Raw genomic sequence first — 26,736 nt, 5'->3', positions numbered from 1 at the left:
TGGTGCGCCGGACAGCCCCGGTCGCGCCCGACCAGAGCACCCGGACGAAGGAGTCCCTCGTGAGCGTTCCCGTTCCCACCCCCGCCGACCACTTCAGCTTCGGCCTGTGGACCGTCGGCTGGCAGGCCCGTGACCAGTTCGGTGACGCCAGCCGCGCCGTCCTGGACCCGGTCGAGGCCGTGCACAAGCTGCACGGGCTGGGCGCCTGGGGCATCACGTTCCACGACGACGACCTGATCCCGCACGGCACCTCGGACTCCGACCGCGACGGCATCATCGCCGCCTTCAAGGGCGCCCTGGCCGAGACCGGCATGGTCGTGCCGATGGCCACGACCAACACCTTCGGCCACCCGGTGTTCAAGGACGGCGCGTTCACCAGCTCCGACCGCGACATCCGCCGGTACGCGCTGCGCAAGATCATGCGCAACATGGACCTGGCCGCCGAGCTCGGCGCCGAGACCTACGTGATGTGGGGCGGGCGCGAGGGCTCGGAGTCCGACTCCTCCAAGGACGTCCGCGTGGCGCTGCAGCGCTACAAGGAGGGCGTCGACCTGCTCTGCGAGTACGTCACCGACAAGGGCTACGGCCTCAAGCTCGCCATCGAGCCCAAGCCCAACGAGCCCCGCGGCAACATCCTGCTGCCCACGATCGGGCACGCCCTGGGCTTCATCTCGATGCTGGAGCGCCCCGAGATGGTCGGCCTCAACCCCGAGACGGGCCACGAGCAGATGGCCGGGCTCAACTTCGTCCACGGCATCGCGCAGGCGCTGTGGCAGGACAAGCTCTTCCACATCGACCTCAACGGCCAGCACGGCCCGATGTTCGACCAGGACCTGGTGTTCGGCCACGGCGACCTGATCAACGCGTTCTTCCTCGTCGACCTGCTGGAGAACGGCGGCCCGGGCGGCGGCCCGGCCTACACCGGCCCGCGCCACTTCGACTACAAGCCGTTCCGCACCGAGAGCGCGGACGACGTGTGGGACTCCGCCACGGCCAACATGGTCACGTACCTGATGCTCAAGGAGCGGGCCGCGACCTACCGCGCCGACCCCGAGGTGCAGGCGGCCCTGGAGGCCGTCGGTGCGTCCGAGCTCGCGAAGCCGGCCCTGGCCGACGGCGAGACCTGGCAGGACCTGCTGTCCGACCGGGCGTCCTTCGAGGACTTCGACGTCGAGGCGGCGGCGGCGCGCGGCAAGCACTACGGCCGTCTGGACCAGCTCGCCATCGAGCACCTGACGGGCGCGCGGAGCTGACGTGGCTCTCGTCGCGGGCGTCGACTCCTCGACGCAGTCCTGCAAGGTCGTCGTCCGTGACGCCGCGACCGGTGCGCTCGTGCGCACCGGTCGCGCCGCGCACCCCGACGGCACCGAGGTCCACCCCGACCGCTGGTGGGACGCGCTGCAGAGCGCCGTCGCCGACGCGGGCGGCCTGGACGACGTCGACGCGGTGTCGGTCGGCGGCCAGCAGCACGGCATGGTCGCCCTGGGCGATGACGGGCAGGTGCTGCGCCCGGCCCTGCTGTGGAACGACACCCGCTCCGCGGCGGCCGCGGCCGACCTGGTGGCCGAGCGCGGCGCGCAGGCCTGGGCCGACGACGTCGGCGTGGTCCCGGTCGCCTCGTTCACGGTGTCCAAGCTGCGCTGGCTGCGCGACGCCGAGCCCGACGTCGCGGCCAGGGTCGCGGCGGTCTGCCTGCCCCACGACTGGCTGACCTGGCGCCTGGCCGGTGGTGGGCCCGGCGGGTCGGCGGGCCTGGACGCCCTGGTCACCGACCGCGGCGACGCCTCCGGCACCGGCTACTTCTCGGCCGCCACGGGGCAGTACCGCCGCGACCTGCTCGAGGCCGGCCTCGGTCACGACGCGGCCCTGCCCCGGGTGCTCGGTCCCGCCGAGTCCGGGGGCGCCGTCGCGGTGGACCTGGCCCGCCGCGGGGCGCTGCTCGGCCCCGGCAGCGGCGACAACGCCGCCGCGGCGCTGGGGGTCGGCGCCGGTCCCGGTGACGTCGTGGTGTCGATCGGCACCTCGGGCGTCGTGTCCGGGATCAGCGACGTGGCGGCCAACGACCCCTCGGGCGTGGTGGCCGGCTTCGCCGACGCCACCGGCCGGTTCCTGCCGCTGGTCTGCACCCTCAACGCCGCGCGGGTGCTCGACGCCACGGCGCGGCTGCTGGGGGTCGACCACGACGGTCTGGCCCGGCTCGCGCTGCAGGCCCCGACCGGGGCGGACGGGCTCGTGCTCGTGCCGTACCTGGAGGGCGAGCGCACGCCCAACCTGCCCGACGCCACCGGCTCGTTGCACGGGCTGACCCTGACCAGCACCACGCCGGCCCACCTGGCCCGGGCCGCGTTCGAGGGGCTGTTCTGCGGTCTCGCGGCCGGCATCGACGCGCTGGTCGAGCAGGGCGTCGACGTGCGGCGGGTCGTCCTGGTCGGGGGCGCCGCGGCGTCCCCGGCGACCCAGGCCATCGCCCCGGCGGTGCTGGGCTGCCCGGTCGTCGTGCCGGCGCCCTCGGAGTACGTGGCCGACGGCGCGGCCCGGCAGGCCGCGTGGGTGCTGGCCGGTGGGGACGAGCCGCCGGCGTGGCAGCTGCAGGGCGAGCAGACCGTCACCGCGGAGGCCGCCCCCCAGGTCCGGGAGCGCTACGCGGTGGCCGCGGCCAAGGTCGTCGACCGGCTCTGAGCCCACGCCCCCGGCCACCCCGCCCGCGGCGGGGTGGCCGGGGGATGAACGTGTCGTGACGGTTCGGCGAAACCGGGCCGGGTGGGCCCCGGCGGGCCCGCGCGCCCCGCAGCATGGGCGCCGTGAGCCCGGTGCGGTACACCGAGGAGGGCCCCCTGGCGGTCGCGCACCGCGGGGGAGCGGCCCTGCACCCCGAGAACACCCTGACGGCCTTCGCCCACGCCTACGGCCTCGGCGTGCGCTGGCTGGAGACCGACGTGCGGGTCTCGGCCGACGGCGTCGCGGTGCTGCACCACGACCGCACGCTGCGGCGGCTGTTCGGCCTGGACGCGGCCGTGGCCGACCTGACGTGGGACCGGCTGCGCTCGCTGCGCACGCCCGCCGGTGACCGGTTGGTGCGCCCGGTCGACGTGCTGGACGCGTTCCCCGACGCCCGCTTCGCCGTCGACCTCAAGGACCCGGCGGTGGTGCCCGGGCTGCTGGCCGACGTGCGCCGGACCCGCTCGGCCGGCCGGGTCTGCCTGGCCGGGGCGCCCGACGCGCTGCTGGAGCGGGCGGCGGCGGCCGGGCCCGGGCTGACCACGGCGCTGGGTTGGCGCAGCCTGGTGTCGCTGATCGCCGCGGCCCGGCTCGGCACGCCCGCCCGCGGCGTGGGCCGGCGCCCGCCCCACGCCCGCTGGGCGCACGTGCCGGACCGGCTGCTGGGGGCGGGGGTGCTGACGGCCGGCGTCGTGGCCCGGGCCGAGGACCTGGGCCTGCACGTGATGGCGTGGACGGTGGACGACCCCGCCCGGATGCACGAGCTGCTCGACATCGGGGTGCGGGGCGTGATCACCGACCGGCCGGACCTGCTGCGCGAGGTGCTGGTGGCGCGGGGGCAGTGGCGACGGCCCGAGCAGGCGACGGCCCCCCGGACGGGTGCGTCCGGGATCGGCGCGGACACCTAGGCTCCTCCGGTGCCGCGCCCCGACGACCCCCTGGCGACCCTGTCCGCCCGTCCCGCCGTCCAGCAGGCGGTCGACGCGGCCCGGCAGGCGTGCAGCGACCTGCGCTGGCACCCGGCGCTGCGCCGGCGGACGGCCGAGGTCCGGACCGAGGCCTGCGTCCGGGCGGCGGCGGCGTCGGCCGAGCTCGACGGGGTCCGGCTGCCGCTGGCGCAGGTGCGGGCCATGGTGGTGCCGGGCGGTGGAACCGGGGCGCCGGGTGACGACCGGGTCGGGGCGGCCGCTGCCGTCGTGGATCCCGCTGCCGACCCCGGTCCGGCCGACGCCTCTGGTCCGGCCGTGCCGGTGGACCCCGTCGACGCCGTCGTGCGGGGGGCGCTGCGGGCGAGCCTGGAGGCGCACGGCCTCGCCCGGGGGCTGTCGCGGGCCCCGGCCCAGGTGCTCGCCCGGCTGCACACCCTGGCCGCCGCCGACCTGGTCGGTCGCGCAGCGGGACCGGCCGGCACCGCGACGCTGGGACGGCCCCGACCCGAGGCCGCCGCCCGGGTCGAGGGGCTCGTGCGGCTGCTGGCCGACGGCACGGACGCCCCGGGCCTGGTGCTGGCCGCGGTAGCCGACGCCGAGTGCGTCGTCACCGCCGCGTTCACTCCCGGTTCGGGCGTGCTCGCCCGCGCGCTGGCCCGCACCGTCCTGGTGGGCACGGGGTTGGACCCGCTCGGGGTGACGGTGCCCGAGCGCGCCGCCCTGGCCGACCGGGCGGGCCGGGACGAGGCCCTGGCCGCCTACGCGTCCGGCGGCGCCGCCGGGGTCGAGGCCTGGGTCGTCTGGTGGGGGCAGACGGTGGTGGCCGGGGCGGAGCAGGGGCGTCGGGTCGCCGACGAGGTCATGGCGGGCCGGCTCGCCTGAGCCGGGGGCCGAGCCGGCCCGTGGTCAGCGGCGGCGGCGTCGGGCCAGGTACCAGCCGACCCCCACCGCGCCGACCGCTCCCACGGCGCCGACGGCACCGACCGTCGTCGCGGACGGCACCGCGACGGAGTTGAGGTTCCGCGGCGCGGCCGGCGGCGGGGCGAAGTGCAGGACGGGCCAGCCGAGCAGCTCGGCGTGGGCCACCAGCTGCCGGTCCGGGTTGACGGCGTGGGGCCGGCCGACCGCGGACAGCATCGGCAGGTCGGTGGCGGAGTCGCTGTAGGCGTAGGACGCGTCGAGGTCGAAGCCGTGCTCCTCGGCCAGCGCCCGGACCGACTCGGCCTTGTGGGCGCCGTAGGCGTAGTAGTCGATGACGCCGGTGTAGCGGCCGTCGACGACCTCCATCGAGGTCCCGACCACGTGGTCGGCGCCGAGCCGCTCCCCGATGGGGCGCACCACCTCCAGCGCGGCCGAGGACACGATGACGACGGCCCGGCCGAACTGCTGGTGCCACCGGATCAGCTCCGCGGCCTCGGGGTAGACCAGCGGGACCAGCACCTCCTCCAGGGCCTCGGCGACGACCTCGCCCACCACCTCGACGTCCCAGCCGGTCACCAGGTCGCTGAGCAGCTCGCGCATCCGCTCCATCTGGACGTGGTCGGCGCCGCGGACCATGTAGGAGGCGTGCGCGTAGACGCTGCGGGCGGCCGTGTGGGGCGGCAGCATCCCCCGCCGGCGCAGGCCGCGCCCCAGGGCGAAGGTGCTCGAGGCCGCCATGATCGTCTTGTCGAGGTCGAAGAACGCCGCGACCCTGGGCTCGTCGGACGTGTCCGGGGGCATGGGCACCACCCTACGGAGGCCGTGGCGGCGTCGCCCCCGGGAACCGGGGGCGAAACTCGTGGCCCGAACGAGTTGCTTGAACAAGGGATTACCGCCACACTCTCCGTAGGGCTTCCCCCAGCCCTGTGGACTCGGCACCGTCCCCCCCGACGAGCCGAGTCCGGCGGCCCCTGCGTCCCCCCGGCAGGGGCCGCCCCCTTTTCTCCTGCCGGTCGTCCGCGGACCCGCATGTCGTCGTGCGTCCACAGGCCCTCCCGGTGCGTCGCTGTCCCCAGCCGGGACCGCGACCCGTCCCCGCCGCCGCCTGCCCTGGCTGGATGGCGGCGTGCCCCGGTGGTCGGGGCGGAGCAGGAGCCAGGGGATGCGGCAGGGACGGGCAGCGAGACCAGGGGCGTCGCAGGAGGTCGGCCGGGTGCTGTGCGTGGGCACGGACCCGGACCTGCGGGCCGACCTGCTGGCGGCCTGCGCCGAGGCCGGTGCCGTCGCGGACGCCGTTCCCCACCGGCCGGCGTCGCAGGCGTGGGCGGGGGCCGCGCTGGTGCTTGTCGGTTCGGCCGAGGCGCACCTGGTGCAGGACCTGCCGCGCCGCGACGGGGTCGTCCTGGTCCACCACGAGCCCCGCGGCGGTGACGACGACCCCGGCGCCGAGGTCTGGCGGGCCGCGGTGCAGGCGGGGGCCCAGCAGGTCCTCGTCCTGCCGCTGGCCCGGGACTGGCTGGTCGAGGCCGCCCGCCGCGCGGCCCGGCCCAAGGGCTCGTGCGTCGCCGTGGTCGGGGCCCGCGGCGGGGCCGGGGCGACGACCACCGCCGTGGCGCTGGCCACGGCGGGGGCGGTCGCCGGGCTGCGGGTGCTCCTGGTCGACGCGGACCCGCTGGGCGGTGGTCTGGACCTGGCCGTCGGCGCCGAGCAGCTGCCGGGGTTGCGCTGGGCGGACCTCGCCGACGTGGCCGGCCCGCTGCCCCCCGGCGGCCTGGGTGCGGCCCTGCCCGTGGCCGACGGCGTCACGGTGCTGTCCCACGGTCGTGACGCGCTGCGGGTGGCACCGGCGTCGGCGCGGGCCGTCCTGCGTGCCGGGGCCGACGAGCACGACCTGGTCGTGCTCGACCTGCCCCGCGCCGGCGACCCGGCCGCCCAGGTGGCGGTCGAGGCGGCCGACGTGCTGCTGTGCGTGTGCCCGGCCGAGGTCCGGGCGGCGGCGGCGGTGCCGGCCGTGCTGACGGGCTGGCCAGGGCCGCACCGCACCCACCTGCTGGTGCGCGGGCCGTCACCGGGTGGGCTGCGTCCTCGCGACGCGGCCCGCGCGGTGGAGACCGGGCTGCTCGCCGTCGGGGCGGCGGGCGGTGGGACCGACGCCCGGGCCCGCCGGGTGGAGCGCGTGGACGTGGTGAGGGCCGAGCCGGGGCTGGCCGGGGCCCTGGAGCGGGGCGAGCCGTTCGCGGTCGCCGCCCGCAGCCCGCTGCGCCGCTGGGCGGCGGGCTGGGTCGAGGCGCACCTGCCGGTGGACGCCCGTGCGGCGGCCTGAGGCCGCCCTGCCGGCCGGGACGCACGCGCCGCTGGGTCCCCTCGGCCCGCTGGAGCCGCTGCTGGGCCGGGGCGGGGTCACCGACGTGCTGGTCAACGGCGCCGGCCGGGTCTGGGTGGACGGCGAGGCCGGGCTGCAGCGCGTGGCCGTCACCGGGCTCGACACCGAGGAGCAGGTCCGGGCCCTCGCGGTCCGCCTGGCGGGGGCCGGCGGACGGCGCCTGGACGACGCGTCGCCGTGGGTGGACGCGCGCCTGCCCGACGGCACGCGGCTGCACGCCGTGCTGCCGGCGCTGTGCCGCTCCGGCACCCACATCAGCCTGCGCGTGCCACCGGCCACGGCCCTGGCCCTGTCGGACCTGGTGGCCCGCGAGGCGCTGTCGCCCGGGCTGTCCGACGCGCTCCAGCGCCTGGTGCAGGCCCGGCGCAGCCTGCTGGTCACCGGCGCCACCGGGGCGGGCAAGACCACGCTGCTGGGGGCGCTGCTGTCGTGCGTCCCGGCCGCCGAGCGCGTGGTCGTGGTGGAGGACGCCGCCGAGCTGGCCCCGGTGCACCCGCACGTGGTGTCGCTGGAGGCGCGACCGGGCAACGTCGAGGGGGCCGGGGCCGTGGGCCTGGACGTGCTGGTCCGGCAGGCGCTGCGGATGCGCCCCGACCGGCTGGTGGTGGGTGAGTGCCGGGGGGCGGAGGTGCGGGAGCTGCTGCTGGCCATGGGGGCCGGCCACGCGGGGGCGGCGACGCTGCACGCGGCGCGCCCGCACGACGTGCCGGTGCGGGTGGTCGCCCTGGCCGGTGCCGCGGGGATCGACCCGGCCACGGCCCTGCTGCAGCTGCGGGCCGCGGTCGACGTCGTCGTACCCGTGGTGCGCGGCACCGACGGACGACGCCGGGTCGAGGGGGTCTGGGGCTGGGCGGACGACGAGGGCGGCCCCGCCGGGCCGGCCGGCACCGGGGTGCCGCGCCTCGTGCCGGTCGTCGACACGGCCGGCCGCGCCGTGGCACCCGGACGTCACGGCGCCCACGCGACCGCCGCATGACGGCCGGCCGCGGTGCGTCGCACGGCCCCCGTCGACCGGGTGGGACGCGCGCACCCGCCGGCCCGCGCGGCCCGGGTGAAGCGCTCGGCCCGGCCGGACCGCGCGACCGGGGTTCGACCGGCGGGGCAGGGCGGCTGGAGGTCGACGAGCTGGTGCGCGTGGCCGAGCGCATGGCCGTGTGCCTGCACGCCGGGTTGTCGTGGGCGGCCGCGGTGCACGAGTCCGGGGTGGCCGGGCTGCACGGCTCACGACCGGTGGCGCCGCGGGCGCGGGCCGGGCGCGAGGCGGTCCTGGTCGCCTTCCACGTGGTGGAGCGGCTGGGTGCGCCGGCCGCGGACGTCCTGCGCCGGGCCGCCGGGTCGGTCCGCGAGGCGGTCGCCGCGGACGGTCGCCGGGCCAGCGCCGTGGCCGGGCCGGCCACCTCGGCCCGCATCGTGGGTGGGTTGCCCCTGGCGGGTCCGCTGGTCGCGGGGCTGCTCGGGGTCGACGCCACCGCCGTGCTGCTCGGCACCCCGTGGGGCCGGGCGTGCGCCGTGCTCGGCCTGTCGCTGCTGGCCCTGTCGTGGTGGTGGTCCGCCCGGCTGGTGCGCGGCGCCACCGCCGTCGCCAGCCCGGACGGCGTGGACGAGGCCGTGGTGTGCGACCTGGTGGCGGCGGCGCTGGAGGCCGGAGCCGCCACCTCCCCGGCGCTGCGGGAGGTGGCCCGGGCGCTCGCGCTGGTGCCGGGGGCCGACCCGCGGCGGCTGGGGGAGGACCTGCTCCGCTGCGCCGTGGGGCTGGAGGCCGGGGACCTCCGCCTGGTCGTCGTCGACCCCGCCCTGCGGCCGTTGCTGGAGGCCGTCGAGTTCTCGCTGCGGACCGGGGCCCCGGCGGGCCGGCCGCTGCAGCTGGCCGCCGAGGAGGTCCGGCGCGCCCAGGAGCAGCGCACGGCGACCGCCACGGCGCGGCTGGCGGCGACGCTGGTCCTGCCGCTCGGGCTCGCCGCGCTGCCCGGGTTCCTGCTGCTGGGGGTGGCCCCGGTCGTGGTCCAGCTGCTGGGGACGGGCCTGACGTGACGCGGGCTGTGTCCACAGGGGCCCGGGCCGGCGTGCCGTCCACCGCGGCGCGGCGGGGCCCCGTGACCGGGTGCTCGACGCGGACACGGTGGAGCCCGGGCCCGGGTGGGTCCACCGCCGGTGGCGGTGACGAGAGGGGACACATGGACGAGCACGAGCACGACAGGGAGACGCCGGTGGAGCCGCAGGTCGGGGCGGTCGGGGCGGTCGGGGCGGTCGGGGCGGTCGGGCCCTCCGGGTCGTCGGCCGGGGGCGAGGGCAGGTCGGCCCGGGTCGAGGGGACGTCGGCGGTGGCCGGGGGATCGGTGTCGGAGGTGGCCGGGGCGCGGCCGGGTGACCTGGGCATGGCCACCGCCGAGTACGCCGTCGCGACGCTGGCCGCCGTCGGGTTCGCGGGTCTGCTGTTCGCGGTGCTCCGCAGCGGCGAGGTGCAGGAGCTGCTGCTCGAGCTGGTCAGGCGTGCGCTCTCGACGGTCTGACCTGCCGGTACGCCGGCGGGACGCGGGGAGCGTGACCGCAGAGGTCGCGGTCACGTTCCCCGTGGTCCTGCTGGCCCTCACGGTGGTGCTCTTCGCGGGGTCGGTCGGCCGGGCCGGGGTGGCCTGCGTCGACGGGGCCCGGGCGGCGGCCCGGGCGGTCAGTGCCGGGGAGCCGGCGGGGGTGGCCGTGGCGCAGGCGCGGGCCGTGCTCGACCGGCCGGCTTCGGTGAGCGTGGCCGCGGGGGCGGGCGGTGGCGTCGGTGGCACGGCGGGTGGCCTGGTCGAGGTCGTGGTCGGCGTGGACGTCGTCCCGGCCGTGGTCCCCGGGTGGGTGGACCGGGGGTCGTGGCGGCTGCCCGTCACCTGCCGCGCGCACGCCTGGCTGGAGCCGACCGCGTGAGTGGTCTCGGCCTGACGGCCACGTCGCTGGCCGCGATGGTGCTCGGCTGCGCGGTGGTCGGCGGCGTGGGCCAGGTGGCCGTGGCGCGGGCGCGGGCGGACTCCGCCGCCGACCTGGCGGCCCTGGCCGCGGCGGCACGACTGGCCCGGGGCGACCCGGCGGACGTCGCCTGCGCGGCGGCCTCGCAGGTGGTGGCGTCGGGCGTGACGGCCTCCGCAGCGGTGGCCGGTCCCGCCCCGGCCGCCGCGCGCCCGGACCGGGTCGTGGCCTGCCGGGTGGCCGACCGCACCGTGACGGTGGACGTCGACGTGACCGTGCACGTCCTCGGGTGGGCCGGTGTCCTCACGGGGACGGCGCGGGCCGGCCCGGTGCCACCGGGCCACCACCCGGCTGAGCCGTGACGGTCAGGGGCGGTCGCTCAGGGTCGGGCGTCGCCGGACGGCTGGTCGGTCGTGCTCGGGGGGCGCGTCGACGCGGGGGCGGGCGTGGCCGGGCCGGTGGCGTGCTGGTCACCGGTGCGGTGCTCACCCGTGTGGTCGCCCGGGCTGGTCTCGGTCGTGGGGCGGTCCGTCCGCGGGTCCCGGTTGGTCCCGGTGGACGGGCTCGAGGCGCCGGTCTGCGAGCCGGTGTCCGTCGCGGTGGGCGTCGGGCGGGTCGACGGGTCGGGCTCGCGGCGGGCGAACGGGGCCGGGGCGGCCGGCGCCGCCGCGCTGGCCGTGCTGGCGTTGCGCTGGGACTCGCTGGCCTGGCGCGCCTGGACCTCGGCCTCGACGCGACGCAGCCGCTGCAGCTCGGCGCGACGCCGGGAGGACTTGCGGGCGCCCGTGCGCAGGGCGATGACGCCCAGCTCGAGCAGCAGCAGGGTGACGGCGCCGAGGGCGAAGACGACGACGACGGACGTCTCCACGGTCAGGCCGAACAGGCTGAACGACACGTCGGTGCCGGTCCCGCCCGGCAGGCTGCCGGCGACCACGAAGGCGCCCAGGACGAGTCCGACCAGGACCAGGATGATTCCGATGACGATCATGTCGAGCTCCTCCGCAGCGCAGGCCGGGTGCTCGGCGAGCTGTCACCTGTCCGACCTGACGCGAGCACGCTAGCGACCTCGACCCCGCTCGTCGTCGTGGCGCGCGGGTCAGCCGCCCGCGAGCCGCATGACCTCGACCGCGCCGGCCTTGTCCAGGGGCTGGTTGCCCGAGCCGCAGCCGCTGCGGACGACGCAGCCCGGGCAGCCCGTCCGGCACGGGCAGCCGGCGACCGCGTCCCGGGTGGCCCGGGCCCAGACCTCGGCGACCTCGTAGACGCGCTCGGCATACCCGGCGCCGCCGGGCCAGGTGTCGTGCACCACCAGCAGCGGGCCGCCCGCGTCGGGGTGGTGGACCTCGTGGGACCCGGCGACGTCGAACACGTCGCAGGTGGCCACGAGCGGGACCAGGGCGACCCCGGCGTGCTCGGCCGCGTGCAGGGACCCCAGGGCGCGGACCGGCTCGGCGAGCAGCTCGGCCGCCTGGTCGGGGTCGGGGGCCCACCACGTCCCCCGGGTCCGGAACGAGCGCTCCGGCAGCTCGAGGTCCTCGTGGCCGAGCGTGGCGCCGGTGGCGGCGTCGACGCGGACGTAGCCCGTGGTCTGCGACACCACGTCCAGCATCCCGTGCTGCAACCGGCCCCGGCCCAGCCTGCGCTCGAGGTCGGCGGACACCAGCCGGGTCCGCGTCCTGGTCCGCGGGTAGGTGAGCCAGCCGGGGTCACCGGCCCGGAGCAGCGCCACCCCGGCGTCCAGGTCCAGCTCGAGGACCACGTAGCTGCGCAGCAGGTGCTGGTAGACCGCACCGGGGTGGACCACCTGCTCGGCCCGCGAGGCCTCGACCGTGCCCAGCACCCGGCCGGTCTCGTCCTCGACCAGCTGGACCTGGCCGCGGCCGCTGCCGCGCAGGTCCGTGCGCGGCCGGTCCGGCCGGGCCCAGAACCAGCCGCCGGGCCGGCGGCGCAGGTCGCCGCGGTCCACGAGCACGTCCACGACGGCGCGGGCGCCCGGCCCGAACGCCGGCAGGTCGGCCTCGGTCAGCGGCAGCTCGGCGGCCGCCGCGGCCAGGTGCGGCAGCAGCACGTACGGGTTGTCGGTGTCGCTGACCACGGCCTCCACCGGGGCGTCCAGGGCCTGCTCGGGGTGGGCGAGGACGTAGGCGTCCAGCGGGTCGTCGCGCGCCACCAGCACGGCCGTCCCGGGCAGGTCACCCCGCCCGGCGCGCCCGGCCCGCTGCCGCAACGAGGCCACCGACCCCGGCCAGCCGGCCATCACGACCGCGTCCAGGCCCGCGACGTCCACCCCCAGCTCCAGCGCGGACGTGGCCGCCACCGCCAGCAGGTCGCCGTCGCGCAGCGCCCGCTCCGTCGCCCGCCGCTCCTCCGGCAGGTGCCCGCCCCGGTAGGGCACCACCGCCTGCGCCAGCCGGCCGCCGGCCTCGGGGCCGTGACGGGCGACCAGGGCGTCGCGGGTGCGCCCCGCCAGCGTCTCGGTGGCCCGCCGCGACGGCACGAAGGCCAGCGTCCTGATCCGGCGCGAGACGAGCTCGGCCACCAGGTCGGCCGACTCGGCCACCACGCCCCGGCGCCGGGCCCGGTCCGGGCCGTGCGGACCCGCGGGACCCGTGCCGTCCGCCGCCGGGTCGTCGACCACGGGGTCCCACAGCAGCAGGCTGGCCCCTGGGTCGGGGGAGCCGTCGTGGTCGACCGCGCGCACCGTCAGGCCGGTCAGCCGGGACGCGGTGCGGGCGGGCTCGGCCACCGTCGCGCTGCACAGCACGAAGGTCGGGCTGGCCCCGTGCGAGGCGGCCACCCGCCGCAGCCGACGCAGCACCGCGCCCACGTGCGCCCCGAACACCCCCCGGTAGGCGTGGCACTCGTCGACGACGACGTACCGCAGCCGGCGCAGCAGCCGACCCCACCGGGCGTGGTCGGGCAGCAGGCTGTGGGCCAGCAGGTCCGGGTTCGACAGCACCAGGTGGGCGTGGTCGCGCACCCAGACCCGCTGCTCGGGGGTCGCGTCGCCGTCCACGGTCCCGGTGCGCAGCCCCGGCACCGCCAGCTCGGCCAGCCGGCGCTCCTGGTCCGCGGCCAGCGCCTTGGTGGGGGACAGGTACAGCGTGGTGGGCGCGGTCCGCTCGCCCCGCCCGGCCCCGCCGTCCAGGGCCGCGGTGGCGGCCGGCAGCAGGTAGGCGAGGGTCTTGCCCGACGCCGTGCCCGTCGACACGACCACGTGCTGACCGGCGCGGGCCGCCTCGGCCGCCTCCAGCTGGTGCGACCAGAGCGCCGTGACGCCCTGGGCCCGCAGCGCCTGCACCAGCGCGGGGTGGACCCACCCCGGCACGGGCACGGCGGCGGCGGGACGGGCCGGTCGGGTCCGGACGTGGCGGAGCCGGGTCACCGCCGCCGGGGAGCACGCGAGCGCCGCAGCCGCAGCGGGCAGCGGGGTCGTCGCGGCAGTGGTGTCCACAGGCACCAGACTGCCCCGAGGGGGCGACAGATCGGGTGTCGGGTCGCACGGACAGGACGCCGGGGCCGCTCAGATGCTTGACTGTCGCCGATCGCACAGGCCGGAGACCCCCCGGCGACGATGAGGAGGAGCACCGTGGACCTGACCCTGGCCACGCGCCCGGAAGGCGACCGCACGGTCGTCGAGGTCGGCGGCGAGATCGACGTGTACACGGCCCCGCAGCTGCGCAGCGCGCTGAACGACGCCGTCGCGGCCGGCGCCCGTCATCTGGTCGTCGACATGTCCGGCACCGAGTTCCTGGACTCCACCGGCCTCGGTGTCCTGGTCGGCGGGCTCAAGCGCGTCCGCACCATGGACGGCGACCTGGAGCTGGTCTGCGCCAGCGAGAAGATCCTCAAGGTCTTCCGCATCACGGGCCTCACCAAGGTGTTCACCATCCACGCCAGCATCGACGAGGCCCTCGCCGGCAGCAGCCGGGCGTGAGCGGCCCGGCCTGCGACCCGGTCACGAGGTGAGACGGTGGTGAGCCCCGACCCCGGCGCCGACGACGTCGTCCTGCGGGTCGGCGGGTCGCCCGAGAACGTGCGGACCGCCCGGCTGGTCGCGGCCGCGGTCGCCCGTCGTGAGGGGCTGCCGGAGGACCGCGTGGACGAGGTCCGCATCGCCGTGGGCGAGGCCGTCACCTGGGCCATGCACACCGTCACGGACAACGTGGTCGAGCTGGTGCTGGGCCCCGGCGAGCACGGCACGGGCGAGTTCGTGGTCCGGGTCGGGGGCGGTCTGTCCCCCGTGGGCGGGTCGGCGCCGGCCGAGGAGGGCGACCCCGACCCCGGCGCCGCCGACGGCCTCGCCCTGGCCCTGCTGCGCGGGCTGGCCGACCACGTCATCGTCGAGGGCGACACCACCGTCCTGACGTGGAGCGACGTCCCCCTGACGTGACGCGGGACACGTTGTGGGCGCGCTCTGGTGTCACGTGCAGACACACCCCCTAGACTCCGAGCGCTCACCCGCCGCGTGCGGACCGCATCGACGACGACCGCGAGGACGGGGTCGGCCACGGTGCGACCGTGCCGCACCCGGGTCTGCCCACGCTCGTTCCCGAGGAGGACCTTGTGATGCACCACCACGTACTCGCTGCGGCGACGACCGGTGAGGCGGTGGAGTTCGGCGGTGGGTCGACGTTCATCGTCGCCCTGGTCGCCGCGGTGGCCGTCGGGGCCCTCGGGGTCGCCTGGATGTTCCGCCAGCAGGTGCTGGCGGCGGGCGAGGGCACCAGCGCCATGCAGGTCATCGCCACCGCGATCCAGGAGGGGGCCTCGGCCTACCTGCGCCGGCAGTTCCGCACCCTGGGGATCTTCGTCGTCCTGGTCTTCGCGCTGCTGTTCCTGCTGCCCGGCGAGCCCGACGTGCGGATCGGCCGCAGCATCGCCTTCGTCGTCGGAGCCGGCTTCTCCGCCGGGATCGGCTACCTGGGCATGTGGCTGGCCACCCGGGCCAACCTGCGCGTGGCGGCGGCCGCCCGGGAGCCCGGTGGCCGCGACGCCGGCATGCGGATCGCCATCCGCACCGGCGGCACCGTCGGCATGGCCACGGTCGGCCTGGGCCTGTTCGGTGCGGCCGTCGTCGTCCTGCTCTATCGCTCCGACGCCCCGACCGTGCTGGAGGGCTTCGGCTTCGGCGCCGCCCTGCTGGCCATGTTCATGCGGGTCGGCGGCGGCATCTTCACCAAGGGCGCCGACGTGGGTGCCGACCTGGTCGGCAAGGTCGAGCAGAACATCCCCGAGGACGACCCCCGCAACGCGGCGACCATCGCCGACAACGTGGGCGACAACGTCGGCGACTGCGCCGGCATGGCCGCCGACCTGTTCGAGTCCTACGCCGTCGTCCTCGTCGCCGCCCTGATCCTGGGCAAGGCCGCCTTCGGCGAGGCCGGTTTGGTGTTCCCGCTCATCGTCCCGGCGCTGGGCGCGCTGACCGCGGTGCTCGGCGTCTACCTGATCAAGCCGCGCGGCGGCGAGTCCGGCCTGACGGCCATCAACCGCGGCTTCTACCTGTCCGCGCTCATCTCCGCCGTGCTGTCCGCCGGTGCCGCCTACCTGTACCTGCCGTCGTCCTTCGCCGACTTCACGCAGGTCTCCGACGAGGAGATCCTCTCCCTGCCGGGCGACCCCCGGTTCGTGGCCTCCGTCGCCGTCCTGGTCGGCATCCTGCTGGCCGGCGCGATCCTGTGGCTGACCGGCTACTTCACCGACACCAACAAGCCCCCGACGGCCAACGTCGCCGAGACGTCCCTCACCGGTCCGGCCACGGTCATCCTGTCCGGCATCGGCCTGGGCCTGGAGTCCGCCGTCTACACCGTCGGCGTCCTCGCGGCCGCCGTCTTCGGGCTGTTCCTGCTGGGCGGCGGCTCGGTCATCCTGTCGCTGTTCCTCATCGCCCTGGCCGGCTGCGGCCTGCTGACCACGGTCGGCGTCATCGTCGCCATGGACACCTTCGGCCCGGTCAGCGACAACGCGCAGGGCATCGCGGAGATGTCCGGCGACGTCGACGAGGCCGGCGCCCGGATCCTCACCGACCTCGACGCGGTGGGCAACACCACCAAGGCCATCACCAAGGGCATCGCGATCGCCACGGCCGTGCTGGCCGCGACCGCGCTGTTCGGCTCCTACACCGACGCCATCCGCTCGGCCCTGATCGAGGCGGGCGAGGCCGTCGACACCGTGGACTACGGCATCGTCAGCCCGGCCACCCTGGTCGGTGTCCTGCTCGGCGGCGCCGTCGTGTTCCTGTTCTCGGGCCTGGCCATCAACGCCGTCGGCCGCGCGGCCGGGGCGGTCGTGTTCGAGGTCCGCCGCCAGTTCCGGGACATCCCCGGGATCATGGAGGGCACCACCCGCCCGGAGTACGGCAAGGTCGTCGACATCGTCACCCGCGACTCGCTGCGCGAGCTGGCGACCCCGGGCCTGCTGGCGGCGTTCGCGCCCATCGCCGTGGGCTTCGGCCTCGGGGTCGGCCCGCTGGCCGGCTACCTGGCCGGTGCCATCGGCACCGGCGCCCTGATGGCCGTGTTCCTGGCCAACTCCGGCGGCTCGTGGGACAACGCCAAGAAGCTCGTCGAGGACGGCGCCCACGGCGGCAAGGGCTCGCTGGCCCACGAGGCCACGATCATCGGCGACACCGTCGGCGACCCGTTCAAGGACACCGCCGGCCCGGCCATCAACCCGCTGCTCAAGGTGATGAACCTGGTGGCCGTGCTCATCGCGCCCGCCGTGGTCGCGCTCAGCTTCGGCGACACCCAGAACGACACCCTGCGCTACGCCATCGCGGGCGTCTCCTTCGCGATCATCGTCATCGCGGTGGTCGTGGCCAAGCGCCGCAAGGTCACGATGACCGACGACGTCCCGGTGGCCCGCGCCGCCTGAGCCGGGGACGGCACCACCACAGCAGCACACGGGACGGGCCCGACGGTCGGAAGACGGCCGCCGGGCCCGTTCCTTGTGCCGGGGGGGGGCGGCCTGGCGCCGCAACGGCTCCCGCCGTGTCGTTGTGGTGGCCGAGGGGCTCGGATGGGTGCCGCAGCGGTTCTGAGCGTGCCGTTGTGGTGGCTAGAGGGCTGGGATACCCCGGCGAAGGGCCGCAGGCGGGTGGGCGTACCGAGCAGCGACAGTCGACCCCGCCTGCGGCCGGTTCGACCGCCGGGCCCGCGTCCTGTGTCGCTGGTCGGTACGGCCCGCACGCCCGCGAGCCCGCAGGCCCGCCGCCCGCCGCCCCGGCCTCAGACCGCGAAGCGCTCCACGGCGCGCAGCTTGTTGCTGACGTCCAGGGCGGCGACCTTGTAGGCCTCCGACAGGGTCGGGTAGTTGATGACCGTGTCGACCAGGTAGTCGACCGTCCCGCCGCAGCCCATGATCGCCTGGCCGATGTGGACCAGGTCGGTGGCGGCGGTGCCGAACAGGTGCACGCCCAGCAGCTCGCGGGTGCCGGTGTGCACCAGCAGCTTGAGCATCCCGTAGGAGTCGCCGACGATGGCGCCGCGGGCCAGCTCCCGGTAGCGGGCCACCCCGGTCTCGTACGGCACCGAGTCCGCGGTCAGCTCGGCCTCGGTCCGGCCGCAGTAGCTGATCTCGGGGATGGTGTAGATGCCGATCGGCTGCAGCGAGGTCAGGTCCCGCACCGGCTCGCCGAAGGCGTCGTAGGCGGCGATCCGGCCCTGGTCCATGCTGGTGGCGGCCAGCGCGGGGAAGCCGATGACGTCGCCGACGGCGTAGATGTGCGGGACCTCGGTGCGGTAGTGGTGGCCCACCGCGATCCGGCCCCGGGAGTCCGCCGTCAGGCCGGCCGCGGGCAGGTCGAGCTCGGCCGTCTGGCCCTGCCGCCCGGCGGAGTACATGACGGTCTCGGCGGGGATCCGCTTGCCGGAGCTCAACGTGGTGATGGTGCTGGTGCCGTTGGACTCGACCGAGGCGACCTCCTCGCCGAGGCGGAACTGCACCGACAGGTCGCGCAGGTGGAACTTGAGCGACTCCACCACCTCGGGGTCGCAGAACTCCAGCAGGGTGGGGCGCTTGTCGACCACGGTCACGCGCGTGCCGAGGGCGGCGAACATCGACGCGTACTCGATGCCGATCACCCCCGCCCCGGCCACGACCATCGAGCTGGGCACCCGCTCCAGGTCGATGACGCCGTCGGAGTCGACCACCCGGGGCCCGAACTCGACGGCGTCGGGCCGCGCGGGCCGGGTGCCCGTGGCGATGACGAACGCCCCGGCGCTGATCAGCGAGCTGCCGCCGCCGGTGTCGGAGTGCACCGACACCGTGTGGGGGTCGGTGAACCGGGCCGTCCCGCTGACCAGGTCGACGTGGTTGCGCAGCAGCTGGGCCCGGACGACCTCGACCTCGCGGCCGATGACGTGCTGGGTGCGGGCGAGCAGGTCCTGCACCGTGATGTCGGCCTTGACCCGGTAGCTGGCCCCGTACACGTCACGCTGGGCCATGCCGGTCAGGTACATGACCGCCTCGCGCAAGGTCTTGGACGGGATGGTGCCCGTGTTGACGCACACCCCGCCCACCATGTGCTTGCGCTCGACGACGCAGACCCGCTTGCCGAGCTTGGCCGCCGCGATGGCCGCCTTCTGCCCGCCGGGGCCGGAGCCGATGACGAGCAGGTCGTAGTCGTAGGACGGCGTGCTGTCGTCGCTCACCCGGTGGAGTCTGCCCAGCGACGGGCCCGCTGAACAGGGCCCGGGCCGATCAGCTGCGGGAGTCCCGCCACTGGGCGAGCCGCTCCTGGCTGCGGACCAGCCGCAGCATCGTGGTCAGGAGCAGGCCGCCGACCAGGTTGCCGAGCACCGCCCAGGCGAAGAACGGCAGCCACTCGCCCATCCCGGTGCCCGGCTCGCCGTGGTGGAACGCGACGAAGACGATGATCGAGTCGAGGATCGAGTGGAACAGCCCGGCGCCGACGATGACGAACGCGATGCCGACCGCGGCCACGATCTTCGCCACGTCGCTGTCGGTCCCGCTCTGCATCCGGGTGAGCAGCGTGATCGCGGCCCCGGCCAGCACGGCCAGGCAGAAGGTCCGCAGGTCGAACGGTGCCTCGGTGAACTCCCGGGCGCTGGTCCCGGCGACCTCGCCGAGGTCGGGCAGGGCGGTGGCGATGAGCCACGCGACGAGGAAACCGCCGGCCAGGTTGCCCACCAGCGTGCCGCCCCACAGCCGCAGCAGCTGCAGCAGCGTCGCCTCCTTGGCCGCCACCACCATGACCGGGACGTGGAAGCCCTCGGTGAACAGCTCGCTGTGGCCCAGCCGCAGCGCGATGAACGCGATCGAGAACGCCAGCGCGCCCAGCAGCCGGCTGCCGGTGGCCTCCTCGACCAGGAACAGCGCCAGCACGCCGATGCCGACCTCGATCCCGGCGACCGTGCCGGTGGCGAGCAGGTCGTACCAGGCCCGGTGCAACCGGGGCGTCCCCTCGACGATCACCCGGTCGAGGGCCTGGTCCTTCTCCTCGGTCGTCGCGTCGTCGTCGGTCCGCTCGGAGGGGTTATCCGGCGGGGCCTTGCTGCTGTCGGGGGTCACGCCACGAGCCTGGTGCCTGCGGCGGGGGTAGCGCCACGGCACGCGGTCGCGGCGCGCACCGGGCCGCGCGTCCGGAGGGTGCGCCGGGTGTCCGGTCGCCCGCCCGCCGCGCCGTACCGTGACGGGCGTGAGCGCCCCGACCGTCCCGCCGCCGCCCATCGTCACCCCGGAGCTGGTCCTGCTCCGCGACGACCTCACCGCCGCGGGGTACACGGTGGACGGGGTGAGCGCACGGCTCGGGGACGTGGCGGCGCGGGCGCTGTCGCGCGACCAGGCGGTGCCGGCCCGGCGGGTGCTGGCCGAGGCCGTCGACCCCGTGGGGGTCCTGGTCCGGCTGTTCACCCTCGGGGACCCCGTCCCCGCGGTCGCCGCCGGTGCCGCCCTGCCGACGCTGGGGGTGGACCGCGCCGTCGGCCTGGGCCTGCTGCAGCGCTGCGGGTCCGGGCAGGTCCGCGCCTGCGTCGACCTGCAGCCCCACGCCGTGGTGGACGACCTGGGCGAGTCCTCGTGGTGGGTGTGCTCGGACCTGGGCGAGCTGGCCCACGGCGGCGGCGTCCTGCCCACCGAGCACGTGCTGGGCGTCGGGACCGCGTCCACGACCCTGGTGGAGGCCGTCGTCCCGCCGGTGGCCGGGCAGCGCTGCCTGGACGTGGGGGCCGGGTCCGGGGTGCAGTCGCTGCACCTGTCGCGCACGGGGCCCCGGCTCGTGGCCACCGACGTGTCCGGCCGGGCCTCGGCCTTCGCGCGGGTCACGGCCGCCCTGAACGGGGTGGCCCTCGACGTGCGCACCGGCAGCCTGTTCGACGCGGTGCCGGGGGAGCGGTTCGACCGCGTGGTGGCCAACCTGCCGTTCGTCGTCACGCCGCGACGGGCCGACGTGCCGACCTACACCTACCGGGACGCCGGGCTGGCCGGGGACGACGTGGTGCACCGGATGCTGGTGTCGGCCCCCGCCCACCTGCGCAGCGGCGGCCTGGCGCAGTTCCTGGGCAACTGGGAGGACCGGGCCGACGAGCCCTGGACCGACCGGGTGGGCGGCTGGGTCGAGGAGGCGGCCGCGGCGCTGGCCGAGGCGACCGACGGTGCCGACGTGCTGGACGTGTGGGTGGTGCAGCGCGAGCTCGCCGACCCGGCGCTGTACGCGGAGGCGTGGATCTCCGACGGCGGCCGGCCGGGCCGGGAGGAGGCCGAGTCCTGGTACCGCGCCTGGCTGGACGACTTCGCCGACCGCGGGGTCGAGGCCGTGGGGTTCGGCATCGTCACGCTGCGGCGGCGCCCCGCGGACCCCGCCACGCCGCCGCTGCGCCGGCTGGACGACGAGCGCGCCGTCATCCCGGGGGCCTGGCGCGACGTCCTCGCCGCGGGCCTGACCGGGCACGACTCGCTCGGTCGGGTGGGGGCGCTGACCGACCTGGACGCCCTGCTCGACACCCGCCCCGTCCTGGCCGCGGGTGTCGTCGAGCGACGGGAGCTGGACCCGGGCCAGCCGGACCCGCGCACGGTGCACCTGGTCGACACCCGCCGCCGCGGCCGGGTCGTGGAGGCCTCCACGGCCCTGGCCGGGCTGGTCGGGGCCTGCGACGGCGAGCTGTCCGTCGGGCAGGTGGTGGCGGCGCTGGCCACCCTGCTGGAGGACGACGAGGCCGCGCTGCGGGCCCGGCTGCTGCCGGCGGTGCGGGACCTCGTGGCCGAGGGCCTGCTGGTGCTGCCGGGCCAGGGCTGAGGACCCCTCAGGTCCGCCGGTCCCCTCAGGTCCTCACGTAGCCAGGTCCGCCGTGGCCGCCGTGCCTTCGGCCCGGAAGCGGTCGGTGCGGTCCGGCGCCCGGCCGGTCGTGGCCAGCACGACCGCGGCCGCGGCGGGGGCGGCGACCAGCAGCGCGGCCAGCAGCCAGGTCGTGGGGTCGGGGGCCACGACCGACTGCCCGCGCTGCGCCTGGACGAACAGGGTGAGCACCAGCCCGAGGTAGGCGGCCCCGGACAGCGCGACGACCTGCCGCTGGCGGCGCTCGCCGAGGTGCAGGACCCCGCGGGTGACCAGCCAGCCCAGCAGCAGGGCGACGGCGGGCAGCACCTGCAGGGCGTGCAGCCCGACGAAGTGCGCCACCCGGGCGTCACCGGCGACCGTCGACCAGCCGAGCAGCGGCAGCCCGGGTCCGCCGTCCGCCGCGCCGACGGTGTGCCCGCCGACGACCGTCGCGCCCGCCTCGATCTGACCGGGACGCGGGCCGGTCATCACGTACCCGCTGACCGCTCCCAGCAGCATCAGCGGTACGGCGAGCGTCATGGCCAGGCCCAGCGCGCCCGCCAGGCGCCGGCGGGCCAGGACGACGCCCGCGACGGCGACGACCACGCTGAACGTGCCGACCCCGGCGGCCATGACCCCCCAGAGCGCGGCGTCCAGTCCCGTGCTGACGTTGAAGTGCGAGGCCGTCCCGCGGAAGGCCTGCAGGGTGATGACGGCGACCTCGACCACCATGGACCAGCCCACGACCTCCAGCGCGATCCGGGTCACCCGGCCGCGCTCGACGTGGGACCAGATCCACAGCATCGCCGGGGCGAACGCGAGGAACGACAGGCCGAACTTGAGCGGCTTGGCCCACACCGGTGCCCCGGCGACGACGGTGCCGTCCAGCAGCCCGAGCACGACCGACATCGGCACGAGGACCAGGTTGACGGCGAGCAGCACGGTCAGACCGGGGCTGACGCGCCACGCGGCCCGCGCCAGCCGGCTCATCGGCCGGCTCCCGCGAGGGCGGGGACGCCGGCCGGGGCCGTCGCGCGGCGCAGGTGGAGCTCGCGCCAGGCCAGGAACGCGGGGAACGTGAAGGCCACCGCGACCGCGAAGGTCAGCGGCACCAGGACCCAGGCCCAGCGGGTGAGGCCGATGCGGCGGGCCTCGACGACGAGGAACACGCAGGCCACCACCGCGACGACGATGACGTCGACCGCGGCCGACGACGAGGCGGGACCGGCGAACCAGCCCGCGAGGTAGTCCTCGCCGGCGCGCATCGAGGCGATGTTGAACCACCACGTCCCGACGAGCCCCAGCAGGGCGAGCAGTGCGTAGACGACGACCACGGTGACCTCCTAGGTGAACGGTGTTAACCACACGGTAGGGTGAACACCGTTAACTCGACAAGGGGGGACACCCCCCGACCCAGGGGGAGGTGTACCGGTGGCCCGGGAACCGCTCAGCACGGACCGTCTGGTCAGGACCAGCCGCGCGCTGCTCGTGGAGGGAGGCCCCGACGCGGTCGTGGTCCGCGAGGTGGCCCGTCGGCTCGGGGTGACGGCGCCGGCGCTGTACCGGCACGTGGACGGCCGGGACGACCTGCTCACCCTGCTGATCACGGCCTGCTCGGACGAGGTGACCGCGGTGTGCGCCCAGGCGCTGAGTGACTGCCCCCCCGACGACCCCGCCGCCCGGCTCCGCGCGGCCACCTGGGCCTTCCGGACCTGGTCGCTGACCCACCCGCCCGAGTTCGCCCTGGTCTACGGCAGCCCGGTCGTCGGGTACGAGGCGCCCCCCGAGGGCCCCACGGTGGACAGCGCCTACCGCTTCGGCGGGCTGTTCGGCAGCCTCTTCGCGGACCTGCTGCGGGCCGGCCGGCTGCGCACGGTGCCCGACGACGAGCTCCCGCCGCGGCTGCGCGAGGACCTGCGGGCGGCCGCCCGTTCGCTCGGCCTGCCCATGCGACCGGGCGAGGTGCACCCGTTCGTCATGGGCTACCAGCGCATGCTCGGCATCGTGTCGGTCGAGGTGTTCGGGCACCTGCGCTGGGCGTTCAGCGACTCCGAGCCGTTCGTGCGCCAGCAGCTGGCGGAGCTCGAGGCCGACCTCGTCCTGCCCGCGGCGCCCTAGCGGCGCGACCGGCGTCGACCGGTCACCAGCGCAGGCCGGCCCGGGTCAGCTCGACCGTGGCCAGGAAGCGCTGCTCCCGGGTGAACGGGACGGCCTGCACGGCCAGGGGGACCTCCAGGGCCCGCGCGGCGTCCAGCACGACCAGGTCGAAGGCCGCCCGCACGGCCATCAGCCGCTGGCCCCGGGCCAGCACCGTCGGGTCGCCCAGCAGCCGCTCGGCCTCCCGCTCCAGCCGGGACAGGTCGGCCACGATCCGCTGCAGCGGCGGGGCGGTGGGCTCGACCGGGCGCGCGAACGGTCGCCGCCACCACGGCAGGAGCACGCGCGGCGGGACGGACTGCCTCGTCGCGGGCCCCACCAGCACAGGATGCGCCCGATCCGTGACTTTGTCAGCAGGCTCCGGGACCCTGTCGCGTCCCGCGCCGCACGGCCGCCAGGCGACCTCGGCCCCGGTACGGCTACCGTGGCGCGCGTCGGACGAGCTTCGCCCGACTCGTAAGCATGCTGCACGGGCCCGGCCCGCGCAGAGAGGACGCACCACGTGGCTCGCAGCTCATCGCCCACATCCCGGGCCCTCGTCATCGTGGAGTCGCCCGCCAAGGCGAAGACCATCGGTGGCTACCTCGGCGACGGCTACGTCGTCGAGGCGTCGGTCGGGCACATCCGTGACCTCCCGCAGCCGTCGGAGCTGCCCCCGGAGATGAAGAAGGGCCCGTACGGCAAGTTCGCCGTCGACGTGGCCAACGGGTTCGAGCCGTACTACGTGGTGGACGCGGACAAGAAGAAGAAGGTCAACGAGCTCAAGCGGGCGCTCAAGGACGTGGACGAGCTCATCCTCGCCACGGACGAGGACCGCGAGGGCGAGGCCATCGCGTGGCACCTGCTCGAGGAGCTCAAGCCCAAGGTCCCCGTCAAGCGGATGGTCTTCCACGAGATCACCCGCGAGGCCATCACCCGCGCGCTGGAGGCGACCCGCGACATCGACGAGGCCCTCGTCGACGCGCAGGAGACCCGCCGCATCCTCGACCGGCTCTACGGCTACGAGGTCAGCCCGGTGCTGTGGCGCAAGGTCCGCCAGGGCCTGTCGGCCGGGCGCGTGCAGTCGGTCGCCACCCGCCTGGTGGTCCAGCGCGAGCGCGAGCGGATGGCCTTCGTCGCCGCCGACTACGCCAGCGTGTCCGCCACGTTCTCCGCCCCCGACGACCGGCAGCGGTTCTCGGCCCGGCTGACGTCGCTGGACGGCGCCCGGGTGGCCACCGGCCGCGACTTCGACGACCTGGGCCGGCTCAAGAACGCCGACGTCGCCGTCCTCGACGCCGCCGGGGCCCGCACGCTGGCCGGCGCGATGGCCGAGGCGGACTTCACGGTCACGCGGGTCGAGGAGAAGCCCTACACCCGCAAGCCCGCCGCCCCGTTCACCACCTCCACCCTGCAGCAGGAGGCCTCCCGCAAGCTGCGGATGAGCAGCAAGCAGGCCATGCGCGTGGCCCAGTCGCTGTACGAGGCCGGCTACATCACCTACATGCGGACCGACTCCACGGCGCTGTCCGCGACCGCCGTGCAGGCCGCCCGCAGCCAGGCCAAGGACCTGTACGGCGCCGACTCGGTGCCCACCTCGCCGCGCACCTGGGCCGGCAAGGCCAAGAACGCCCAGGAGGCCCACGAGGCCATCCGCCCCGCCGGCGACTCCTTCCGCACCCCGGCCCAGGTGGCCGGGTCGGTGCGGGGGGAGGAGTTCCGGCTGTACGAGCTGATCTGGCAGCGCACCGTCGCCTCGCAGATGGCCGACGCGCGCGGGACCACCGCCTCGGTCCGGATCGGGGCCCGTACCGCCGACGACCGCACCGTGGAGCTGTCCGCGTCCGGCACGGTCATCACCTTCCGCGGGTTCCTCGCCGCCTACGAGGAGGGCCGCGACGCCGACCGCGACGACGCCCGCCCCGACGGCGAGACCGAGAGCCGCCTGCCCAAGCTGGAGGAGGGCGGCCGGGTCGACGCCGAGGACATCGCGACGGCCGAGCACAGCACCAGCCCGCCCAGCCGCTACACCGAGGCCAGCCTGGTCAAGGCGCTGGAGGAGCGCGGCATCGGCCGCCCGTCCACCTACGCCGCGACCATCGGGACGATCATCGACCGCGGCTACGTCCGTCACAAGGGCAACGCCCTGGTGCCGGAGTGGCTCGCGTTCGCGGTGACGCGCCTGCTGGAGGAGCACTTCCCCCGCCTGGTCGACTACGACTTCACGGCCGAGATGGAGGCCGACCTGGACCGGGTCGCCGCCGGCGAGGTGGCAGGCGCGGACTGGCTGGCGCGGTTCTACTTCGGCGCCGCCGGCCCCGACGGCCCGGACGGGGCCCCCACGGGCGGGCTGCCCCCGCTGCCCGGTGGGGCCGGCCAGGGCCTGACCGGGCTGGCCGAGGGCCTCAAGGGCCTGGCCGAGGAGCTGGGTGACATCGACGCCCGCGCCGTCAGCACCATCGAGCTCGGTGAGGGCCTGGTGCTGCGCGTCGGCCGGTACGGGCCCTACCTGCAGGACGAGAACGCCGGCGTCGGTGCGGACGGCAAGGAGGTGCGCGCCGGGGTCCCCGACGACATCGCCCCCGACGAGCTGACGGTCGCCCGCGCCCGCGAGCTGATCGCCGACGCGGCCAAGGGCGACACCGTCCTGGGCCAGGACCCCGACACCGGGCACGACGTCATCGTCAAGTCCGGCCGGTTCGGCCCGTTCGTGGCCGAGGTGCTCCCCGAGGACAGCAAGGCCAAGCCCCGCCGGGCCAGCCTGCTGGCCACGATGACGATCGACACCGTCACCCTCGACGACGCGCTGCGCCTGCTGTCGCTGCCCCGCGTGGTGGGGGTCGACCCCGCCACCGAGGAGGAGATCACCGCGCAGAACGGCCGCTACGGGCCGTACCTGAAGAAGGGCACCGACAGCCGCTCCCTGGACACCGAGGAGCAGATGTTCACGGTGACCCTGGAGGAGGCGCTGGCGATCTACGCCCAGCCCAAGCGTGGCCGGGGTGGCCGGGCCGCCCCGGCGCCGCTCAAGGAGCTGGGCGTCGACCCGGTCAGCGAGAAGCCGATCACGGTGCGCTCGGGCCGCTTCGGCGACTACGTGTCCGACGGCGAGACCAACGCCACGCTGCGCGGCGCGGACTCCACGGAGTCGATCACCTTCGAGCGGGCGGTGGAGCTGCTCGCCGACCGGCGTGCGGCGGGCCCGGCCAAGAAGCGCGGCGCCAAGAAGACGACCGCGAAGAAGACGGCGACGAAGAAGACGGCCGCCAAGAAGACGACGGCCAAGAAGACCGCGGCGAAGAAGACGACCGCGAAGACGACGGCGGCGAAGAAGACCGCGGCGAGCTCGTCCTGAGGCGCGTCCCCTGGCGAGGGAGGACCTAGGTCCCGAGCCAGGGGAAGCGCACGACGGGACCCTTGTG

At 76.2% G+C, this 26,736-nt stretch carries 24 protein-coding genes; 16 read left to right on the top strand and 8 right to left on the bottom strand.

What is annotated here, in order from left to right:
• Positions 1-59: 59 nt before the first annotated feature.
• The 4 genes from xylA (at position 60) to SJY06_RS20720 (ending at position 4,529) form a co-directional block, all read left to right on the top strand.
• Positions 60-1,253 (top strand): xylose isomerase, encoded by a 1,194-nt coding sequence (gene xylA, locus SJY06_RS20735; protein WP_380169435.1) that lies wholly within the window; start codon positions 60-62, stop codon positions 1,251-1,253.
• Position 1,254: 1 nt separating this feature from the next.
• The gene (xylB, locus tag SJY06_RS20730) at positions 1,255-2,679 is read left to right on the top strand and encodes a xylulokinase (protein WP_380169434.1); all 1,425 of its coding nucleotides are present in this window, start codon (positions 1,255-1,257) and stop codon (positions 2,677-2,679) included.
• Between the two features lie 122 nt (positions 2,680-2,801).
• Positions 2,802-3,626 carry a glycerophosphodiester phosphodiesterase family protein gene (locus SJY06_RS20725; protein ID WP_380169433.1) on the top strand — a complete coding sequence of 275 codons (825 nt, stop codon included), beginning with the start codon at positions 2,802-2,804 and terminating at the stop codon, positions 3,624-3,626.
• Between the two features lie 9 nt (positions 3,627-3,635).
• Positions 3,636-4,529: a hypothetical protein gene (locus SJY06_RS20720; RefSeq protein WP_380169432.1), complete on the top strand. Its 894-nt coding sequence runs from the start codon at positions 3,636-3,638 to the stop codon at positions 4,527-4,529.
• A gap of 24 nt (positions 4,530-4,553) precedes the next feature.
• Here SJY06_RS20720 and SJY06_RS20715 read toward each other — a convergent pair whose 3' ends face one another.
• Positions 4,554-5,369 carry an HAD family hydrolase gene (locus SJY06_RS20715; protein WP_380169431.1) on the bottom strand — a complete coding sequence of 272 codons (816 nt, stop codon included), beginning with the start codon at positions 5,367-5,369 and terminating at the stop codon, positions 4,554-4,556.
• 361 nt (positions 5,370-5,730) lie between these two features.
• Between SJY06_RS20715 and ssd the strand changes: the two genes are divergently transcribed.
• From ssd to SJY06_RS20685, 6 genes are all read left to right on the top strand, one after another.
• Positions 5,731-6,891, top strand: coding sequence for a septum site-determining protein Ssd (ssd, locus tag SJY06_RS20710; RefSeq protein WP_380169430.1), 1,161 nt, complete (start codon positions 5,731-5,733; stop codon positions 6,889-6,891).
• Positions 6,878-7,927, top strand: a complete 1,050-nt coding sequence (locus SJY06_RS20705; RefSeq protein ID WP_380169429.1) for a TadA family conjugal transfer-associated ATPase — start codon at positions 6,878-6,880, stop codon at positions 7,925-7,927. The genes ssd and SJY06_RS20705 overlap by 14 nt, the downstream gene beginning before the upstream one ends.
• 158 nt (positions 7,928-8,085) lie before the next feature.
• Positions 8,086-8,982, top strand: coding sequence for a type II secretion system F family protein (locus SJY06_RS20700; RefSeq protein WP_380169428.1), 897 nt, complete (start codon positions 8,086-8,088; stop codon positions 8,980-8,982).
• A gap of 143 nt (positions 8,983-9,125) precedes the next feature.
• A complete protein-coding gene (locus tag SJY06_RS20695; protein WP_380169427.1) occupies positions 9,126-9,461 on the top strand; it encodes a DUF4244 domain-containing protein in 336 nt (111 codons plus the stop codon).
• A 31-nt stretch (positions 9,462-9,492) separates the two neighbouring features.
• The gene (locus SJY06_RS20690; protein ID WP_380169426.1) at positions 9,493-9,861 is read left to right on the top strand and encodes a hypothetical protein; all 369 of its coding nucleotides are present in this window, start codon (positions 9,493-9,495) and stop codon (positions 9,859-9,861) included.
• Positions 9,858-10,262 carry a pilus assembly protein TadG-related protein gene (locus SJY06_RS20685; protein WP_380169425.1) on the top strand — a complete coding sequence of 135 codons (405 nt, stop codon included), beginning with the start codon at positions 9,858-9,860 and terminating at the stop codon, positions 10,260-10,262. Before SJY06_RS20690 ends, SJY06_RS20685 begins: the two co-directional genes overlap by 4 nt.
• Before the next feature lie 17 nt (positions 10,263-10,279).
• Here SJY06_RS20685 and SJY06_RS20680 read toward each other — a convergent pair whose 3' ends face one another.
• Both SJY06_RS20680 and SJY06_RS20675 read right to left on the bottom strand, forming a co-directional pair.
• Positions 10,280-10,888 (bottom strand): hypothetical protein, encoded by a 609-nt coding sequence (locus SJY06_RS20680; protein ID WP_380169424.1) that lies wholly within the window; start codon positions 10,886-10,888, stop codon positions 10,280-10,282.
• A gap of 108 nt (positions 10,889-10,996) precedes the next feature.
• Positions 10,997-13,354, bottom strand: a complete 2,358-nt coding sequence (locus SJY06_RS20675) for a DEAD/DEAH box helicase (RefSeq protein WP_380169423.1) — start codon at positions 13,352-13,354, stop codon at positions 10,997-10,999.
• Positions 13,355-13,489: 135 nt separating this feature from the next.
• Between SJY06_RS20675 and SJY06_RS20670 the strand changes: the two genes are divergently transcribed.
• From SJY06_RS20670 to SJY06_RS20660, 3 genes are all read left to right on the top strand, one after another.
• Positions 13,490-13,837 carry an STAS domain-containing protein gene (locus SJY06_RS20670; RefSeq protein WP_380169422.1) on the top strand — a complete coding sequence of 116 codons (348 nt, stop codon included), beginning with the start codon at positions 13,490-13,492 and terminating at the stop codon, positions 13,835-13,837.
• A gap of 39 nt (positions 13,838-13,876) precedes the next feature.
• Positions 13,877-14,293 (top strand): ATP-binding protein, encoded by a 417-nt coding sequence (locus SJY06_RS20665; protein WP_380169421.1) that lies wholly within the window; start codon positions 13,877-13,879, stop codon positions 14,291-14,293.
• A gap of 128 nt (positions 14,294-14,421) precedes the next feature.
• Complete coding sequence (locus SJY06_RS20660; RefSeq protein WP_380169420.1) at positions 14,422-16,776, top strand: sodium-translocating pyrophosphatase; 2,355 nt, start codon at positions 14,422-14,424, stop codon at positions 16,774-16,776.
• A 353-nt stretch (positions 16,777-17,129) separates the two neighbouring features.
• Here the strand turns inward: SJY06_RS20660 and sthA are convergent, their stop codons facing one another.
• Together sthA and SJY06_RS20650 are read right to left on the bottom strand one after the other, a co-directional pair.
• Positions 17,130-18,554, bottom strand: coding sequence for a Si-specific NAD(P)(+) transhydrogenase (sthA, locus tag SJY06_RS20655; RefSeq protein ID WP_380169419.1), 1,425 nt, complete (start codon positions 18,552-18,554; stop codon positions 17,130-17,132).
• A gap of 49 nt (positions 18,555-18,603) precedes the next feature.
• Positions 18,604-19,434, bottom strand: a complete 831-nt coding sequence (locus SJY06_RS20650) for a formate/nitrite transporter family protein (RefSeq protein WP_380169418.1) — start codon at positions 19,432-19,434, stop codon at positions 18,604-18,606.
• 292 nt (positions 19,435-19,726) lie between these two features.
• Here SJY06_RS20650 and SJY06_RS20645 point away from each other — a divergent pair, with 292 nt between their 5' ends.
• Positions 19,727-21,157, top strand: a complete 1,431-nt coding sequence (locus SJY06_RS20645) for a methyltransferase (protein ID WP_380169739.1) — start codon at positions 19,727-19,729, stop codon at positions 21,155-21,157.
• Between the two features lie 33 nt (positions 21,158-21,190).
• Here the strand turns inward: SJY06_RS20645 and SJY06_RS20640 are convergent, their stop codons facing one another.
• Positions 21,191-22,168, bottom strand: a complete 978-nt coding sequence (locus SJY06_RS20640; protein ID WP_380169417.1) for a hypothetical protein — start codon at positions 22,166-22,168, stop codon at positions 21,191-21,193.
• Positions 22,165-22,512 (bottom strand): DUF2834 domain-containing protein, encoded by a 348-nt coding sequence (locus SJY06_RS20635; protein WP_380169416.1) that lies wholly within the window; start codon positions 22,510-22,512, stop codon positions 22,165-22,167. Before SJY06_RS20635 ends, SJY06_RS20640 begins: the two co-directional genes overlap by 4 nt.
• A gap of 97 nt (positions 22,513-22,609) precedes the next feature.
• Between SJY06_RS20635 and SJY06_RS20630 the strand changes: the two genes are divergently transcribed.
• Entirely contained in the window at positions 22,610-23,296 is a 687-nt protein-coding gene (locus tag SJY06_RS20630; RefSeq protein ID WP_380169415.1) for a TetR/AcrR family transcriptional regulator, read from the top strand.
• A gap of 22 nt (positions 23,297-23,318) precedes the next feature.
• Here the strand turns inward: SJY06_RS20630 and SJY06_RS20625 are convergent, their stop codons facing one another.
• A complete protein-coding gene (locus tag SJY06_RS20625; RefSeq protein WP_380169414.1) occupies positions 23,319-23,654 on the bottom strand; it encodes a hypothetical protein in 336 nt (111 codons plus the stop codon).
• A 183-nt stretch (positions 23,655-23,837) separates the two neighbouring features.
• Between SJY06_RS20625 and topA the strand changes: the two genes are divergently transcribed.
• The gene (gene topA, locus SJY06_RS20620; protein WP_380169413.1) at positions 23,838-26,669 is read left to right on the top strand and encodes a type I DNA topoisomerase; all 2,832 of its coding nucleotides are present in this window, start codon (positions 23,838-23,840) and stop codon (positions 26,667-26,669) included.
• Positions 26,670-26,736: the final 67 nt, after the last annotated feature.

It is taken from the genome of Jannaschia sp. R86511, from assembly GCF_042466345.1.
Lineage (GTDB): Bacteria > Actinomycetota > Actinomycetes > Actinomycetales > JBBAYJ01 > Aquipuribacter.
The sequence above is the reverse complement of the archived record's forward strand: the minus strand, read 5'-3'. Positions and strand labels throughout refer to the sequence as shown.

What these genes read in the sequence shown, in the direction of transcription:
- SJY06_RS20715 (WP_380169431.1), bottom strand. Translation starts at nt 5,369, where the DNA reads ATGCCCCCGGACACGTCCGACGAGCCCAGGGTCGCGGCGTTCTTCGAC.
- ssd (WP_380169430.1), top strand. Translation starts at nt 5,731, where the DNA reads ATGCGGCAGGGACGGGCAGCGAGACCAGGGGCGTCGCAGGAGGTCGGC.
- SJY06_RS20695 (WP_380169427.1), top strand. Translation starts at nt 9,126, where the DNA reads ATGGACGAGCACGAGCACGACAGGGAGACGCCGGTGGAGCCGCAGGTC.
- SJY06_RS20680 (WP_380169424.1), bottom strand. Translation starts at nt 10,888, where the DNA reads ATGATCGTCATCGGAATCATCCTGGTCCTGGTCGGACTCGTCCTGGGC.
- SJY06_RS20640 (WP_380169417.1), bottom strand. Translation starts at nt 22,168, where the DNA reads ATGAGCCGGCTGGCGCGGGCCGCGTGGCGCGTCAGCCCCGGTCTGACC.